At 57.7% G+C, this 16932-nt stretch carries 15 protein-coding genes; 5 read left to right on the top strand and 10 right to left on the bottom strand.

The features are described from left to right. Positions 1-37: 37 nt before the first annotated feature. Positions 38-937 carry a site-specific tyrosine recombinase XerD gene (gene xerD, locus DXX3274_RS03975; RefSeq protein ID WP_038917846.1) on the bottom strand — a complete coding sequence of 300 codons (900 nt, stop codon included), beginning with the start codon at positions 935-937 and terminating at the stop codon, positions 38-40. A 262-nt stretch (positions 938-1199) separates the two neighbouring features. Here xerD and DXX3274_RS03970 point away from each other — a divergent pair, with 262 nt between their 5' ends. Both DXX3274_RS03970 and fldB read left to right on the top strand, forming a co-directional pair. Beyond that, positions 1200-2525 carry an MFS transporter gene (locus tag DXX3274_RS03970; protein WP_042858686.1) on the top strand — a complete coding sequence of 442 codons (1326 nt, stop codon included), beginning with the start codon at positions 1200-1202 and terminating at the stop codon, positions 2523-2525. 126 nt (positions 2526-2651) lie between these two features. Continuing rightward, on the top strand, positions 2652-3170 hold the full coding sequence (gene fldB, locus DXX3274_RS03965) for a flavodoxin FldB (RefSeq protein WP_042858685.1): 519 nt from the start codon (positions 2652-2654) through the stop codon (positions 3168-3170). A 90-nt stretch (positions 3171-3260) separates the two neighbouring features. Here fldB and DXX3274_RS03960 read toward each other — a convergent pair whose 3' ends face one another. Together DXX3274_RS03960 and sdhE are read right to left on the bottom strand one after the other, a co-directional pair. Next, positions 3261-3692 carry a protein YgfX gene (locus tag DXX3274_RS03960; RefSeq protein ID WP_042858684.1) on the bottom strand — a complete coding sequence of 144 codons (432 nt, stop codon included), beginning with the start codon at positions 3690-3692 and terminating at the stop codon, positions 3261-3263. Continuing rightward, positions 3673-3939: an FAD assembly factor SdhE gene (sdhE, locus tag DXX3274_RS03955; RefSeq protein WP_023637600.1), complete on the bottom strand. Its 267-nt coding sequence runs from the start codon at positions 3937-3939 to the stop codon at positions 3673-3675. Before sdhE ends, DXX3274_RS03960 begins: the two co-directional genes overlap by 20 nt. A gap of 311 nt (positions 3940-4250) precedes the next feature. Between sdhE and ygfZ the strand changes: the two genes are divergently transcribed. Then, positions 4251-5231: a tRNA-modifying protein YgfZ gene (gene ygfZ, locus DXX3274_RS03950; protein WP_042858682.1), complete on the top strand. Its 981-nt coding sequence runs from the start codon at positions 4251-4253 to the stop codon at positions 5229-5231. A 73-nt stretch (positions 5232-5304) separates the two neighbouring features. On the opposite strand, the gene DXX3274_RS03945 is transcribed toward ygfZ, so the two are convergent. Then, complete coding sequence (locus DXX3274_RS03945) at positions 5305-5955, bottom strand: hemolysin III family protein (RefSeq protein WP_042858681.1); 651 nt, start codon at positions 5953-5955, stop codon at positions 5305-5307. A 210-nt stretch (positions 5956-6165) separates the two neighbouring features. On the opposite strand from DXX3274_RS03945, the gene DXX3274_RS03940 reads away from it, so the two are divergent. Next, a complete protein-coding gene (locus DXX3274_RS03940; protein ID WP_038662323.1) occupies positions 6166-6774 on the top strand; it encodes an HD family hydrolase in 609 nt (202 codons plus the stop codon). Positions 6775-6844: 70 nt separating this feature from the next. Here DXX3274_RS03940 and DXX3274_RS03935 read toward each other — a convergent pair whose 3' ends face one another. The 4 genes from DXX3274_RS03935 to gcvT all read right to left on the bottom strand — a co-directional run bounded on the left by DXX3274_RS03935 (position 6845) and on the right by gcvT (position 12234). Then, positions 6845-7495 carry a LysE family translocator gene (locus DXX3274_RS03935; RefSeq protein WP_042858680.1) on the bottom strand — a complete coding sequence of 217 codons (651 nt, stop codon included), beginning with the start codon at positions 7493-7495 and terminating at the stop codon, positions 6845-6847. Positions 7496-7667: 172 nt separating this feature from the next. Then, on the bottom strand, positions 7668-10541 hold the full coding sequence (gcvP, locus tag DXX3274_RS03930; protein ID WP_042858678.1) for an aminomethyl-transferring glycine dehydrogenase: 2874 nt from the start codon (positions 10539-10541) through the stop codon (positions 7668-7670). Between the two features lie 153 nt (positions 10542-10694). Then, positions 10695-11102 carry a glycine cleavage system protein GcvH gene (gene gcvH, locus DXX3274_RS03925; RefSeq protein WP_042858677.1) on the bottom strand — a complete coding sequence of 136 codons (408 nt, stop codon included), beginning with the start codon at positions 11100-11102 and terminating at the stop codon, positions 10695-10697. 31 nt (positions 11103-11133) lie between these two features. Then, the gene (gene gcvT / locus DXX3274_RS03920; protein ID WP_042858676.1) at positions 11134-12234 is read right to left on the bottom strand and encodes a glycine cleavage system aminomethyltransferase GcvT; all 1101 of its coding nucleotides are present in this window, start codon (positions 12232-12234) and stop codon (positions 11134-11136) included. A 652-nt stretch (positions 12235-12886) separates the two neighbouring features. Between gcvT and fucO the strand changes: the two genes are divergently transcribed. Then, positions 12887-14038: a lactaldehyde reductase gene (fucO, locus tag DXX3274_RS03915; protein ID WP_042858675.1), complete on the top strand. Its 1152-nt coding sequence runs from the start codon at positions 12887-12889 to the stop codon at positions 14036-14038. 324 nt (positions 14039-14362) lie between these two features. On the opposite strand, the gene alsS is transcribed toward fucO, so the two are convergent. Further along, positions 14363-16042 (bottom strand): acetolactate synthase AlsS, encoded by a 1680-nt coding sequence (gene alsS / locus DXX3274_RS03905; RefSeq protein ID WP_042858673.1) that lies wholly within the window; start codon positions 16040-16042, stop codon positions 14363-14365. A 55-nt stretch (positions 16043-16097) separates the two neighbouring features. Further along, positions 16098-16886 carry an acetolactate decarboxylase gene (gene budA, locus DXX3274_RS03900; RefSeq protein ID WP_084478686.1) on the bottom strand — a complete coding sequence of 263 codons (789 nt, stop codon included), beginning with the start codon at positions 16884-16886 and terminating at the stop codon, positions 16098-16100. Positions 16887-16932: the final 46 nt, after the last annotated feature.

The following is a 16932-nucleotide window of genomic DNA, read 5'->3' as shown; positions in this document are numbered from 1 at the left end:
GGGAACCCGCCATGACATCCTGTCAGCCCGCCGGACATCATGCCCGGGGATGGTGCTGTTGATGCAGTTGTCTCAGCCGCTCCGTCGCAACGTGGGTATAAATCTGCGTAGTGGACAGATCGCTGTGGCCCAATAACATCTGCACCACTCGCAAATCCGCACCGTGATTCAGCAGGTGGGTTGCAAAGGCATGACGCAAAACATGCGGAGAAAGTTTATTGCTGTCAATAGACGCCAGTGTCGCATAGTGCTTGATGCGGTGCCAGAACGTCTGGCGCGTCATCTGCTGGGCGCGGTTGCTTGGGAACAATACATCCAGCGTCTGGCCGTTCAGCAGCCAGGGGCGGCTGTACTCCAGATACTGCTCCAACCAGTACACCGCTTCTTCTCCCAGCGGCACCAGCCGCTCCTTGTTGCCCTTACCTATCACGCGCACCACGCCCTGCCGCAGACTGACATCGCTGATGGTCAGCCCCACCAGTTCCGATACGCGCAGGCCGGTGGCGTACAGCAGTTCCAGCATCGCCTTGTCGCGCAGTTCGAGCGGCTGATCGGTAACCGGCGCCGCCAGCAGCGCTTCCACCTGCGCTTCCGTCAGATCTTTCGGCAGCCGCTGCGGCAATTTGGGCGACGACAGCGGCGCGCTCGGGTCGTCGGTTCGCTGCTTTTCCCGGTACAGGTACTGAAACAAGCGCCGCATCGCGCTCAGCAAACGAGCTGAACTGGTGGCCTTGTAGCCGCCTTCCAGGCGTTCAGCCAGAAAGTCCTGCAAATCCGATGGCTGCGCCTGCAACAGGCTACTGTCGTGATGAGCCAGCCAGTCCGCCAGCGAGCGCAGGTCGTTGCGATAGGACGACAGCGTATTTTCCGCCAGATTGCGCTCCAGCCACAGGGCATCCAGAAACTGCTCGATTAACGTCTGATCCTGTTTCTGCATCACTCTCTCCCGTCATGCCGCCAACGGCTCCATCCCGCCATTATGCCTCACAGAGTATGTTCGGGGTACAATTCGGTAATCATTCTCAACTTCATCACATCCTGTGGCAAAACGAAGCGCGGAAGGGATTATATTTTCTTATTCCAGCGTATCCCGGAATGCCTTTGCCGCAAGGGCCGGCGTCAGTCGCGGCGCTGGTTTGAAAAGAACTTTTTTCTATGCATAGAATGCGGGTCCGTGTGTTACAAAAAAGCAAAAAACTATGCAAGCCTCCATCTCATCCACTATTGATAATCAAACACCAGATGCGCCGGTAAACTCGCGCAATAAAGTGGTGGTCGCCTCGCTGATCGGCACCGCCATCGAATTCTTCGATTTTTACATTTATGCTACCGCTGCCGTGCTGATATTTCCGCACATCTTCTTCCCGCAGGGTGATGCCACCGCCGCCACGCTGCAATCGCTGGCGACCTTCGCCATCGCGTTTGTGGCGCGCCCGATCGGCTCCGCGCTATTCGGCCACTTCGGCGACCGTGTCGGCCGCAAAGTGACGCTGGTCGCGTCGCTGCTGACCATGGGTATTTCCACCGTCTTGATCGGCCTGCTGCCGAGCTATGAAACCATCGGCGTGCTGGCTCCGCTGCTGCTGGCGCTGGCCCGCTTCGGCCAGGGGCTTGGCCTCGGCGGCGAATGGGGCGGTGCGGCGCTGCTGGCGACCGAAAACGCCCCGGCCAACAAACGCGCGCTGTACGGTTCCTTCCCGCAGTTGGGCGCGCCGATCGGCTTCTTCTTCGCCAACGGCACCTTCCTGCTGCTGTCCTGGATGCTGACCAACGAGCAATTCATGAGCTGGGGATGGCGCGTGCCGTTCATCGCCTCCGCCGTGCTGGTGATCATCGGTCTGTACGTGCGCGTATCGCTGCACGAATCGCCGGTATTCGCCAAAGTCGCCAAAGAAGGGAAACAGGTGCGCGTGCCGCTGGGCACCTTGCTGAGCAAACACGTGAAAGCCACCGTTCTTGGCACCTTCATCATGCTGGCGACCTACACGCTGTTTTACATCATGACCGTCTACTCCATGACCTACGGCACCACCCCGGCGCCGGTCGGGCTTGGCATTCCGCGCAACAACTTCCTGTGGATGCTGATGATGGCGGTGATCGGTTTCGGTCTGACGATTCCGGTGGCGGGCTATCTGGCCGACGCCTTTGGTCGTCGCAAGACCATGATCACCGTAACCTGCATCATGCTGGTGTTCGCGATGGCGTTCCCGTCTTTGCTGGGCTCCGGCAACCAGATGCTGATCATGGCGTTTCTGGTATGCGGCCTGAGCCTGATGGGGCTGACTTTCGGCCCGATGGGCGCGCTGCTGCCGGAACTGTTCCCGACCGAAGTACGTTATACCGGAGCATCATTCTCCTATAACGTCTCTTCTATTTTGGGAGCGTCCGTGGCGCCGTACATCGCCGCCTGGCTGACCAGCCACTACGGGCTGTTCTATGTAGGCGTTTACCTCGCCGCGATGGCATCACTGACGCTGATCGCCTTGTTGCTGACGAAGGAAACCCGTCACCAGTCGCTCGGTTAACGCTTTCGGGGGAAGGCACTGCCTTCCCCCTTCCCCTTGCTCCCGCCCTGTACGACCCTGTGATATTCCGCTAGGCTAGGCGCACTGCGATATAGCCTTTATTGATGCAATCACGATCAGAACCTTATGAAGATAGGACTTTTTTACGGCACCAGCACCTGCTACACCGAAATGGCGGCGGAGAAAATCCGCGACATTCTGGGCGAGGAACTGGTAGACCTGCACAACGTGAAAGACGTTGCGCCCCAGAAAATGGAAAACTACGAGATGCTGATTCTTGGCATCCCCACCTGGGACTTCGGTGAAATTCAGGAAGACTGGGAAGCCGTCTGGGCGCAACTGTCGACGCTGAACCTGAAAGGCAAGATTGTCGCGCTCTATGGCATGGGCGACCAGCTGGGGTACGGCGAATGGTTTCTGGACGCGCTCGGCATGCTGCATGACCAGCTCAAACCGCTAGACGTGCGTTTTATCGGCTACTGGCCGACCGAAGGATACGATTTCACCAGCCCGAAACCGGTTACGGAAGATGGTAAGCACTTTGTTGGGCTGGCGCTGGATGACGTGAATCAGTACGACATGAGCGACGAGCGGATTCAACAGTGGTGCGAGCAGATCCTGCACGAAATGGCGGAGTTACTCTGACGCGCTACGCCAGGAGTAGCGTTCAGACGTTGCGCGCGTGAGATTAATGCAACGCCTGATGCCGATTCGATGCGGCTCCCGCCGGCAGCCTTAATGATGGCGGGAGGATTCCGTTCCCTGCAGCGGGTGCTGCTGCAACAACTGGCGCAACAGCCGCCACTCTTCATTGCCCATACTGTCTGACGCCAGCCACAGGCGCTGATGCCCTTTGCCAGTCGTCGCCCGCAACGACAGCAACACACCGTTGCGCATCACCCACGGCCGCCGGGTTATCTGCCAGTCACGCTGCTGCCAGTGCAGTTGGTTTTCCCCATGCAGGGAAATTTCCCCCTGACGCGACTTGATGATGCGCTGACTGCGCACGAAACCAAACACCACCAGCGTCACCAGCCCCAGCCATAGCGGCGCATAGCCGTCCGGCCAGGGCGCCAGCAGGATCATCAGCACCAGAAACCCGTGCGTCAGCAGAGAAAACAACTGCATGCGCCAGGATACGCGCAAATCACATTGCCACTGGGCCACGGTCTTTATTTCGCGTCTGAATAAGGGAAACCATGCGCTTCAGCTCCGGATCCACCGGCTCGCCATGGTTCATCAGCCAGTTGAACAGGTCGGGATCGTCGCACTGCAGCAGACGGATGAAATGCTGCTTGTCGTCGTCGCTCAGCGTGTCGTACTCATGCTCGAAAAACGGCATGATAGAGATATCCAGTTCACGCATTCCGCGTCTGCACGCCCAGTGAATACGTGATTTGTTATTGATGTCCATGTTCATTTCGCCCACTTCTCTGTATGGTTATCCGCGCAGGTTGATGGTGACCGTCGGTGTAACCCTATTCTACCTGATGGCCTTCGACTAATAGTAACACTTTGACATATTTTCGCGTATTATCGCGTGTACTATTTCACGGATGCGCGGCATATCGCACGATTAGACCATTCATTTTGCCTTCTCGCCCTCCGCCTTCTGTTCCACCGTTCGCCGCCTTATGGCGGAACACAGCCTAAACTGCTTGCAAACCGTTGTCGCTCTTTTACCATTGGGTCATTCGCTGACATTACGCATCGCAGGATTGTAATATGGCTCATCCGTTTACCGCACAACCGCTGTTTTCTTCTGCTCAACTCCCCGCCACCCTGATATCGCTGGATGACTGGGCGCTGGTCACCCTGACCGGACCGGACACGGTCAAATACCTTCAGGGCCAGCTTACGGCCGACGTCGATGCCTTGCAGGCTGGTCAGCACGTGCTGTGCGCCCACTGCGATGCCAAAGGGAAGATGTGGAGCAATGTGCGCCTGTTCCATTATGGCGACGGACTGGCTTATCTGGAGCGCCGCAGCGTGCGGGATACCCAACTGGCGGAGCTGAAAAAATACGCGGTCTTCTCCAAAACCACCATCGCAGCCGACGACAACGTTGTGCTGCTGGGCGCGGCGGGCCTCGACATTCGTACGCATCTGGCTCCCCTGTTCGATACGCTGCCCGACGCCGATAACGCCGTGGTACAGCAACCGGGAGCGACGCTGCTGCATCTGGCTCACCCCGACGAACGTTTCCTGCTGGTGCTGGATGCGCAACGCGCCGCCGCACTCGTCGAAACGCTGCAACCCAGCGTCAAACTCAACGACAGCCGCCAATGGCAGGCGCTGGATATCGCGGCCGGGCAGCCCATTATTGACGGCGCCAACAGCGCGCAGTTCATTCCACAAGCCACCAACTTACAGGCGCTGCAAGGCATTAGTTTCACCAAAGGGTGCTATGCCGGTCAGGAGATGGTCGCGCGCGCCAAATACCGCGGCGCCAACAAACGCGCGCTGTACTGGCTGGCGGGCATTGGCGCGCAGGCCCCCGCAACAGGCGATGAGCTGGAACTGAAACTCGGCGATAACTGGCGCCGTACCGGCACCGTGCTGGCGGCCAGCCAGTTGCATGACGGCACGCTGTGGGTTCAGGCGGTGTTGAACAACGATCTGGAGGCCGACAGCGTGCTGCGGGTGCGCGACGACAGCGGCAGCCAGCTCGCCATTCAGCCATTGCCTTATTCTTTGGAAGAGTAACCGGTCCCGCAAAAGCATCGGGGATGCTACGGCTCCCTGATGCTTATCCGACTGACGGCGATATCCGTACCGGTTATCCCACGTACAGATAGATCGCCAAAAAGTGGCACACACTGCCTCCCAGCACAAATCCATGCCAGATGGCGTGATTGAAAGGTATACGCTTGCAGACGTAAAACACCACGCCCAGCGTATATACCGCGCCGCCGATCGCCAGCAGCGTCACTCCGCCGACGGACAGTTTCATCGCCAGTTGATAAATAACAATCAGCGACAGCCAGCCCATCACCAGATAGGTCATCAGCGACAGCATTTTAAACCGGTGCGCAAACGCCAACTTGAATATGACGCCCAGCAGCGCCAGGCTCCAGATGGTGATCATCAGTCCGCGCGCCAGCGGCGAGTCGAGCCCCACCAGCAGAAAAGGCGTATAGGTTCCGGCAATCAGCAGATAGATAGCGCAGTGATCAAATTTCTTCAGCCAGCGTTTTGCGCGCTGATGAGGAATGGCGTGATACAACGTCGATGCGAGAAACAGTAAAATCAGGCTGCCGCCATACAAACTGTAACTGGTGATAGCCAGAGATGTGGCCCCGTTGTCCACCGCCTGCACCAGCAATAACACCAGCCCGACAATCCCAAAGATAAAACCGACTCCATGGCTGATACTGTTGGCGATTTCTTCCGCCAGCGTATACCCCGATTCCCCCATTTTTTTCTTCATGCAAACCTCTTGTCCCACACTTACCCATACGCTCGCACCGGCGGTCTTCCCTGCCACGCTGAGCAAGCTTTGAGCAGCTTAACTGAGAATAATTCCAGTGTACACCTGTACGCTAAAATAAAAATCAGCGGCTTTCAGACGGTATTCCGGCATGTTCATCTGATGGCGCATCCCCTACAATAGAGCCTCTTTATTGCAGGAGATTAACGGATGTCGTTCGCTTTACCCGTACTGGATTTCGGCCCCATGACCGATGTCGTCCGGTTTCTGATGGAAATCGACAAACTCAAGAGCGTTCAGCGCCGTTCCAAGGTGATTGGCACCGATCGTCAGGAAGACTCCGCAGAGCACAGCTGGCATTTTGCGGTCGCGGTGATGAGCCTGGCGCCTTATGCCGATGACGGTATCGACATCACCCACGTGCTGAAAATGGCACTGATTCACGACATCGTGGAGATCGACGCCGGAGACGTGCTGGTGTATGACCTGAAAGCCCGCGAAGCCATTCAGGAACAAGAGCAAGCCGCCGCGGCGCGTATTTTCGGCCTGCTGCCGCAACCGCAGCGCGACCAGTTTCTGGCGTTATGGCACGAATACGAAGCCGGAGATACCGCCGAAGCGCGTTTCGCGCTGATGATCGACCGCGTAATGCCGGTGCTGATGAACCTGCACAACGGCGGCCAAAGCTGGGTGGAGCACGGTATCCGGCTGGAGCAGGTGTTAAGCCGCAACGCCTTTATCAGCGACGTCAACCCAGCGCTGTGGAGCTATCTGAAACAGCACCTGGAACAGGCGCAGGCGAAGGGCTGGTTGAAATAGCCGACGGTCGCCAACCGCATGAGCGGCGCCAGAGGCCGCTCATATCGGCGAACAAAAATGTCTGTATCGGTCAGTTTTTTGCCGTCATCGCCAGCTTCACGCCCAGTGAAATAAACAGCACGCCAATGGTTTTATTCAGCCAGAAGCGTACCACTTTGCTGACTTTCAGCTTGCTGCTGGCCAGCGCGGTCGACGCGGCCAGAAAGTGACACCACAGCATGCCGTTGAAATTGAAGATCAATCCCAGAACGATAAACGCCAGTGCTTTCTGCGGCGCCTGCGGGTCAATAAACTGAGGCACGAACGCCAGAAAGAACAACGCTACTTTCGGGTTTAGCACGTTGGTGAGGAACCCCTGCCAGTAGATTTTCCGCATGGAAAGCACAGGCCGGTTGACCGGCAGAACATTGCTGTCGGCATTGGCGCGGTGAGCGGATTTATCCAGTAACGCTTGCACGCCCATATACACCAGATAGACAGCCCCCAGCACTTTCACCACCGTAAACGCGGTGGCCGAGGTGGCCAGAATGGCCGACAGCCCCAACGCCGCGGCCAGAACATGCACCAGCGTGCCGGAACCAATGCCCAACGCCGCAGCCGAGCCCGCGCGCCATCCCTGCGACGAACTCTTGGTCATAATCAGCAACGAATCCGGCCCCGGCATGATGTTGAGCAAAATGCCGGACAGGATAAACAGTGAAATATCGTGAATGCCTAACATGATTTTCCCGCCATCTATTAATTCTGCCTCGCCTCCCGCTTCATTTTTCAGGGGGAGAAGCCACCCACTCTACCATGCCGGACAAAAAAAACGGGCGCCGCTCACGCCGCACCCGCTTGTATCCGGAGGATCTTGAACCGCCTCCCGATTATTCACCGTGTAAAAACCGCGCTTACTGATACTCGCTCATCGGCACGCAGGAGCAAAACAGATTGCGGTCGCCGTACACGTCATCCAGGCGTTTCACCGCCGGCCAGTACTTGTGGGTCTGTCCGGCCGGGAATACCGCCAGCTCGCGGCTGTACGGATGCGACCAGTCGGCTGCCAGCTCGGTCTGGGTGTGCGGCGCGTTTACCAGCGGATTGTCTTCGTGCGGCCATTCGCCCGCCGCTACACGATCGATCTCGGTGCGGATCGCCAGCATCGCGTCGATGAAACGGTCCAGTTCCACTTTGCTTTCCGACTCGGTCGGCTCGATCATCAACGTACCCGCCACCGGGAACGACATGGTCGGCGCATGGAAACCGTAGTCGATCAAACGCTTGGCGATATCCATCTCGCTGATGCCGGTGCTCTCTTTCAGCGGACGAATATCCAGAATGCACTCGTGCGCCACGCGACCATCGCGGCCGGTATACAACACCGGATACGCGTCTTTCAGGCGCGTCGCTACGTAGTTGGCGTTCAGGATCGCCAGCTGACTGGCCTGTTTCAGACCGTGCGCGCCCATCATGCGGATGTACATCCAGCTGATCGGCAGGATGGAAGCGCTACCGAACGGCGCAGCGGAAACCGCGCCCTGACGAGTCAGCACGCCGTCCATCGCCACCACCTGGTGACCCGGCACAAACGGCGCCAGATGCGCTTTCACGCCGATCGGTCCCATGCCCGGACCGCCGCCGCCGTGCGGAATGCAAAACGTTTTGTGCAAGTTGAGGTGCGACACGTCCGCGCCGATGTGACCCGGCGAGGTAATGCCTACCTGCGCGTTCATGTTGGCGCCGTCCAGATACACCTGGCCGCCGTACTGATGCACGATCTGGCACACTTCGCGGATAGTTTCTTCGTACACCCCGTGGGTGGACGGGTAAGTCACCATGATGCAGGAGAGCTTATCGCCGGCCTGCTGCGCTTTTTCCCGCAGGTCGTGCAGGTCGATGTTGCCCTGCTTGTCGCAGGCCACCACCACCACCTGCATCCCCGCCATCTGGGCGGAAGCCGGGTTGGTGCCGTGGGCGGAACTGGGGATCAGGCAGAGGTTGCGCTCGCCTTCGTTACGGCTTTCGTGATAACGACGGATCGCCAGCAGACCGGCGTATTCGCCCTGTGCGCCGGAGTTCGGCTGCATACACACCGCGTCATAGCCGGTCAGTTGCACCAGCCAGTCGGACAGCTGCGTGATCAGTTGACGGTAACCCAGCGCCTGTTCGGTCGGGCAGAACGGGTGCAGCTCGGCGAATTCCGGCCAGGTAATCGGCAGCATTTCCGCCACCGCGTTGAGCTTCATGGTGCAGGAACCGAGCGGGATCATCGCCTGATTCAGCGCCAGATCCTTACTTTCCAGACGATGCAGATAGCGCATCATTTCGGTTTCGCTGTGGTACTGGTTGAATACCGGGTGAGTCAGGATGTCATCACCGCGCAGCAACGCCGCCGGGATCGACGCCGACTGGCTGCTGACCGCCGCATCCAGCGTATCGATATCCAGCCCGTGATCGTCGCCCAGCAACACGGCGAACAACGCCAGCACGTCGTAGCGGCTGGTGGTTTCATCCAGCGCGATGCCGACCGCGCCATCCAGATCGGCGCGCAGGTTGATGCCGGCGCTCAGCGCGCGGCCCAGTACCGCCGCCTTATCGGCGACCTCAACGGTCAGGGTATCGAACCAGTGCTGATGACGCAGCGTCAGACCGCGTTGGGTCAGCCCGGCGGCCAAAATGTCGGCCAGACGGTGGATGCGCCCGGCAATGCGTTTCAGCCCCTGCGGCCCGTGATACACCGCGTACATGCCGGCAATGTTGGCCAGCAGTACCTGCGAGGTACAGATGTTGGAGTTGGCTTTTTCGCGGCGAATGTGCTGCTCGCGGGTCTGCATCGCCATGCGCAGCGCGGTGTTGCCGGCGGCATCGCGCGAAACGCCGATAATACGGCCCGGCATGGCGCGTTTGTATTCGTCGCGGCAGGCAAAAAACGCCGCGTGCGGGCCGCCGTAGCCCATCGGTACGCCGAAACGCTGGGCGGACCCCAACACAATGTCGGCGCCCTGTTTGCCCGGCGCATCCAGCAGCACCAGCGCCATGATGTCCGACACCACGCTGATGATCACTTTGCGGTTTTTCAGCTCAGACATCAGCGCGCGATAGTCATGCAGCTCGCCGGTGGTGCCTGTCTGTTGCAGCAACACGCCGAAGACGTCGTCATACTTCACCGCGTCAGCCGCGTTGCCGGTAACGATGTCAAAGCCGAAGGTCTGCGCGCGGGTGCGCACCACGTCCAGCGTCTGCGGATGCACGTCGTCGGCGACGAAGAAACGGTTTGCCTGCTTGAGTTTGCTGACACGTTTGGCCATCGCCATCGCTTCCGCGGCGGCGGTCGCTTCATCCAGCAACGAAGCGGAAGCCAGCTCCAGACCGGTCAGATCCTGCGTCACCTGCTGGAAATTCAGCAGCGCTTCCAGACGTCCCTGCGACACCTCCGGTTGATACGGCGTATAAGCGGTATACCAGCCTGGGTTTTCCAGCACGTTGCGCAGAATCACCGGCGGCGTCAGCACCGCGTGGTAGCCCATGCCGATGTAACTTTTGTAACGCAGGTTGCGGCCGGCGATCGCCTTCAGTTCGGCCAACGCCTGATACTCGGTGGCGGCGTCGCCTACCGCCGGCGGGTGAGGCAACTGGATATCGGCGGGTACGATTTGGCGGGTGAGCCCGTCCAGCGAATCCGCCCCGATAGCGGCCAGCATCTGCTGTTGTTGAGCGGCCGACGGGCCGATGTGGCGCTCCGTGAAGGCGCTGCCGTGTTCGAGCTGACTGAGAGTCTGGGTCATGTGGGGGAATTTCCTGCATTTAGCACAGTGATGTACAGCGCAATTAAACAATTTAAGAAAACAAGCAAACCATTCACAAAACAGGCAAACAAATCACAAAAACAAGCGGACAATAAAAACGCCCCGTCGCGGGGAGCGAACGGGGCGTCAGGCTTATTCTTCGTCGTCGCCGTCTTCTTCTTCCAGCAGCGCCTGATAGCCAGCGGCATCAAGCAATTCGTTCAGCTCGTCTTCATCAGACGCCTTGATGCGGAACAGCCAGCCTTCGGCATACGGCGCGCTGTTTACCAGTTCCGGCGCGCCTTCCAGTTCTTCGTTGATTTCCACCACTTCGCCGCTGATCGGCGCGTAGATGTCGGACGCGGCCTTGACGGATTCCGCCACGGCGCAGTCATCACCGGCGTTGACCGTGCTGCCGACTTCCGGCAGATCGATAAACACCATATCGCCCAGCAATTCCTGCGCGTGCTCGGTGATGCCCACGCTGTAAACGCCATTGCCTTCCGCCATCACCCATTCATGGGATGAGGTATATTTCAATTCTGCCGGAACATTGCTCATTGCCACCTTCTCCTTCCATTAACGCCAAAAATTAAAACTGAACCAGCGCCTTGCCGGCGCGGACGAAATTGGGTTTGGTCACATGCACCGGCATCTCGCGATTACGAATCTGCACGATAGCCTGTTCGCCGATACCGGCGGGAACACGTGCCAGGGCGATGCTGACGCCCAGCGTGGGCGAAAACGACCCACTGGTGATCACCCCTTCCTGCATGACGCCATGATTATCGGTAAAGCGGACCGGCTGACCGTGACGCAGCACGCCTTTTTCGGTCATCACCAGGCCAACCAGTTGTTCGGTGCCTTCCGCCTGCTGACGCTCCAGCGCTTCACGGCCGATGAACTGACGGTCTTCCGGCTGCCAGACGATGGTCCAGCCCATGTTGGCCGCCAGCGGCGAGATGGATTCATCCATGTCCTGACCGTACAGGTTCATGCCTGCTTCCAGACGCAGCGTGTCGCGCGCGCCCAGTCCACAAGGTTTGACACCGACCGCCAGCAACTGTTGCCAGAAGCCGACCGCCTGTTCCTGCGGCAGCGCGATTTCATAGCCTGCTTCGCCAGTATAGCCAGTGGTGGCGATAAACAGGTCGCCCGCCTGTACGCCAAAGAAAGGTTTCATGCTGGCTACCTGATCACGCTGGGCATCGCTCAGCAGGCTGCGTACTTTGTCCTGCGCCTGCGGCCCTTGCACCGCGATCAGCGACAGGTCCTCACGTTCGGTAATCTCTACCATGAACGGTTTGGCATGCTCGGTGATCCAGGCCAGATCCTTCTCGCGGGTGGCGGAGTTCACCACCAGCCGGAAATAGTCTTCAGTCTGGAAATAGACGATGAGATCGTCGATCACGCCGGCGGAGGGCGTCAGCATCGCGGTATAGAGCGCTTTGCCGGGCTGGGTGAGTTTGGCGACATCATTCGCCAGCAGATAACGCAAAAATTCACGCACGCGGACGCCGCGCAGATCCACGATGGTCATGTGCGACACATCAAACATGCCGGCGCTGTTGCGTACGATGTGATGTTCGTCCAGCTGAGAGCCGTAGTGCAGCGGCATCATCCAGCCATGAAAGTCCACCATTTTGGCGCCATCGGCCAGATGCTGTTGATACAACGGAGTGTGGTTTGCCATTCTTTTCTCTCTACGTTAGCCGCGCGTTGTGACGCCAGGCCCCACGACGCAAACGTTTATCCTGCCCCAGAACTTACCACCGAAGCGCGCGTTCCACCACTCCCGCAACCATAAGTTTATCTATATAAAAAGCCAAACCATCCTTGAATTACCCAACCATTCAATCAGGATATAAATCTGTAAAAAATTTCATAATAAAAAATTAATACCAAATTAAAAAATAAAACCAACACCAAAAATTATTAATGCATGAATTTCTGGTTTGATGTCAGAAGAGACAGCCACGAGTTAAATTAGATTAAATAATGCGAAAAAACCCTAAAATTAGATTATTTCAGGTAAGCCGACGCCCGTTTTCCATTGTCTTCACACTGCTATTCTGTGATCGCCGTCGTGGACACCTTCCCGTCAGCGACAGTACGACGCTGCTGATGGCAACCGTAAGAAGGCAGCGAGTCCCGACCGGTTTCACACTGGGTTCATCGGCGGGTGATCCATCTGACAAAGGTTTGACTTTTATCAACCGGAAGCGAGCTTTCGTCTCGCCCTGCGCGGTACACGACTAGATTAACTATTAACCACACCGACTACTGGCGCAGATGGATAACCGACACGCCTCAATGATTAAAAATCAATGCGTTAAGGATAAATCATGGCACACAGAATGATACTGAATGAAACGTCCTATTTTGGCAGCGGCGCCATCGCCCACCTGACCGAAGAGGTGCAGCGACGCGGCTTTCGCAAGGCGCTGGTGGTGACGGACAAGGAACTGATGAAGTACGGCGTAGCGGGTAAAGTAACCGCGCTGCTGGACAACGCGGGCCTGCCTTATGACGTCTATGACGGCGTGATTCCCAATCCAACCATCGCCGTCGTCCGGCAGGGCGTCGAACGTTTTCAGGCGTCTGGCGCCGACTACCTGATCGCTATTGGCGGCGGTTCGCCGCAGGACACCTGTAAAGCCATCGGCATCATCATCAACAACCCGGAATTCGCCGATGTGCGCAGTCTGGAAGGGGTCGCGGCCACCCGCAAACCCAGCGTGCCGATTCTCGCCATTCCTACCACCTCCGGCACCGCGGCGGAAGTCACTATCAACTACGTCATCACCGATGAAGAGAAACGGCGTAAATTCGTCTGCGTCGACCCGCACGATATCCCCATCGTGTCGTTTATCGACGCGGACATGATGAGCAGTATGCCCGCCTCACTCAAAGCCGCCACCGGCATCGACGCCCTGACCCACGCCATCGAAGGGTTCACGACCCTGGGCGCCTGGGAATTGACCGACATGCTGCACCTCAAAGCCATCGAAATCATCAGCCGTTCGCTGCGCGACTCGGTGGCCGGCAAACCGCAGGGCGTGGAAGCGATGGCGCTGGGGCAATACATCGCCGGTATGGGTTTTTCCAACGTCGGCCTGGGGCTGGTGCACGGTATGGCGCATCCGCTGGGCGCGTTCTATAACACCCCGCACGGCGTCGCCAACGCGATTCTGCTGCCCCATATCATGGCCTGGAACGCGGAATACACCGGCGAGAAGTTCCGCGCCATCGCCGTGGCGATGGGGGTAAAAGGCGTGGATGCCATGACACTGGCGCAGGCGCGAAACGCGGCGATTCAGGCGGTGCGGCAGCTGGCGCAGGATGTGGATATCCCGGCGCAATTGCGTCAGGTCGGCGTTAAAGAGCAGGATATTCCGGCGCTGGCGCAGGCGGCATTCGACGATGTCTGCACCGGCGGCAACCCGCGCCCGGCCAGCGTGAAGGAGATTGAGGCGTTGTATCTGTCGATCTACTGATAATCAAACCAGGTGGTCATCGAACCGAGTGATGATCAAACTGCGGAGCGTGCGATTTGTCGATGCATAACGGGAAGTGACAAAAAACGCGCGTCCTGCCAAGAGTGAACCGGAACTGCCGCGTCAAACGCCGCGGCAGGCCGGTCAAGCCCGTATTACTATCGGGGCTTCAGGACGCGTGGAGCAACCAGCGCCGGTGACGAACATTCAGCATTCGCAATGCAGCATTTACGCTGGAATATTCGTCACCGGCGAACACGGCTCAAAAGGCTGCAAAGCCTTGCAGCAGGTAGGATCGTAGCACCTGAACCGAGCGTATCACGCTCAGATCAGTTGGCTGATATTCACGTTCTCCATCAGGTAATGGTTGTCGGAGTAATCCACCGGAATGGCGATCACCGCCGGGCCGTCCACATCCATCGCCTGCCAGAGTTTCGGCACCAGTTCGGCGGCGGACTCCACGGCGAAACCTTTAGCGCCGAAGGCTTCCGCATAGGCTTTGAAGTCAATCGGACCGAATTTGACGCCGGAAGCGCGGTGATATTTTTTCTCTTCCTGGATTTCCACCATGTTGTAGGCGTTATCCACCCAGATGATGTGCAAAATGTTGGACTTCAGCCGCACCGCGGTTTCCAGTTCCATACTGGACTGCATGAAACCGCCATCTCCGGACACCGACACCACCTTCTGCTGCGGGTTCACCAGCGCGGCGGCGATCGCCCACGGCAACGCTACCCCCATGGTCTGCTGACCGTTGGTCATCAGCACCTGACGGGCGCGGAAGCTGTAGAGATAACGCGCCAGCCAGATATGGAAGCTGCCCATGTCCACGCACAAGGTAACGTCTTTATTGACCAGATCCTGCATCACCCGCACCAGCCGTAGCGGATGGATAGCGAAGCCGTCCATGTTGATGGCGCGGGTCGCCAGTTCATGACGCAGTTGACGACGCTCCTCCAGAATCGCCACTGACTGGGACGACAGCACGATCGGCGAACTCAGTTGCTCATTGAGCGTATCAATGGTGATGCTGATGTCGCCAACCAGTTCCACATCCGGGCGGTAGGCGTTTTCTACTTCGGCGGGCAATACATCAATGTGCACCAGCGTGGCATTACCAGAATTCCACAGCGCCGGCGCATACTCCACCGGGCTGTAACCGACCGTGACGATAAGGTCGGCCTGCTGTAGCAGCTTGTCGCCGGCCTGATTGTTGAACAACCCGACCCGTCCGGCAAAATGGTCAAAATGCTGTTGGTCAATCACCCCGGCGGCCTGATAGGTGCTGGTCACCGGCAGTTGGCTATGGTGCAACAAACGGCGCAGCGCCTCGGCGTTTTTCGGCTGGCTGGCCATCAGCCCCAGCAACAGTATCGGATTTTTGGCTTTCTTTATCAGCCCGGCCACCCGTTCAACATCCGCACGCGGCGCGCTATTGAGGGTTGGCAACGAGGTACGCGCCAGAATCGGGCTGTCTACCGGTTCATTGACAATATCTTCCGGCAGGCTGATGAACGCCGCGCCCGGCCGCCCGAGTTCAGCGGCGCGAAAGGCGTTAGCCATCACTTCTGAAATAGCGGACGACACCGTAATTTCAGCGCTGTATTTGGTCACCGGCTGAAACAGGCTGACGGTATCCAGGCTCTGGTGGGTCAGTTTCAGGCGGTCGGCGCGCTTGACCGCGCCTCCCAGCGCCACCATCGGGTCGCCTTCCGCCGTCGCGGTCGCCAGCCCGGTCACCAGATTCGAACAGCCAGGCCCCGACGTCACCAGCGTCACGCCTGCCTTACCGGTAAGACGGCCGACGGCGGCCGCCATAAAGGCGCCATTGGCTTCATGCCGTACGGGAATGGTCTGGATCGACGAATCCACCAGCGAATCAAACACACGATCTACTTTTGCACCAGGAATGCCGAAGACATAGTTGACGCCTTGCTGCTCAAGATGTTTTACGATCAGCTCCGCACCGCTAGACCAATGCTGTTGACCATCCATATTTTCCATAATGTTTATCCTCTGCATAACAGTGTGCTTTTGCTTTAAGTACCTGCTCGACGCCTTAGCTCTCCACGGAGTGAATGACGCTATCGAGATTTTCAGGGGATAAATTGGCTTTCAGGAAATCCTTGTCGCGGGGAAGGTCAATAACCAGTTTGGCGATAGAGCCAAAGGTCAATACGCCTTCTTCCAGTCGATAATCAAGGATATGCCCGCCGCCTTTGCGGTCATCGGTGATGAAATGCTCGTGATAACCAGCAACATTAATCCCCTGAACATAGGCAGGACTACGGAAACCGATAACGCTGCCCTGACACTGTTCGAAACGGAACGTGGGTTGTTGGGCAATCGCTTCCAGCATCGGTTTATAAGGGCGTTCCTGGCGAGGTACCGTACGGGTTTCCACGTGGCTAAAGCGGCCATCTATCCGCAGGGCACAAAACAGATTATCTGTTGCAATCAAGTCATTAATGCGTTGATGAATCGCTTCGCGGCTGATGGCCTGCCCGAAATGGATTTGCTCCGTCGGGCGGAAAAAGGTCATTACCGCGAAGGGGGTTTTTTGATACGGCAGCGCTGCACGCGCGCTGCCATCTTCGCGGAGCTGGAAAATGCGACTGTTAAGCGCCACCAGTTCACCGTCGAGATCATTAAACGTCCCTAATCCAAAATCGCCATGTTTCAGAAGTTCTTCCATGGTGATGTTACCTTCATAAACGCCATTAATAAGCCCGCTCATTAATGACGTCTGATAAATAACGCACTCTGGATGCTGTTTCTGATGATGAAGTGCAAAGCTGGCCAGTTCCCTGACACAGGAGTCGACGCAGTTAACATCTTTCATATCCATTCCCTTCTGACGATGATCAACTTAAATTTATTTAATGTTTCACTTG

The sequence above is a fragment of the Dickeya sp. NCPPB 3274 genome (assembly GCF_000406205.1).
GTDB classification, from domain to species: Bacteria; Pseudomonadota; Gammaproteobacteria; order Enterobacterales; family Enterobacteriaceae; genus Dickeya; species Dickeya fangzhongdai.
This window is presented reverse-complemented; position numbering and strand designations above follow the sequence as displayed.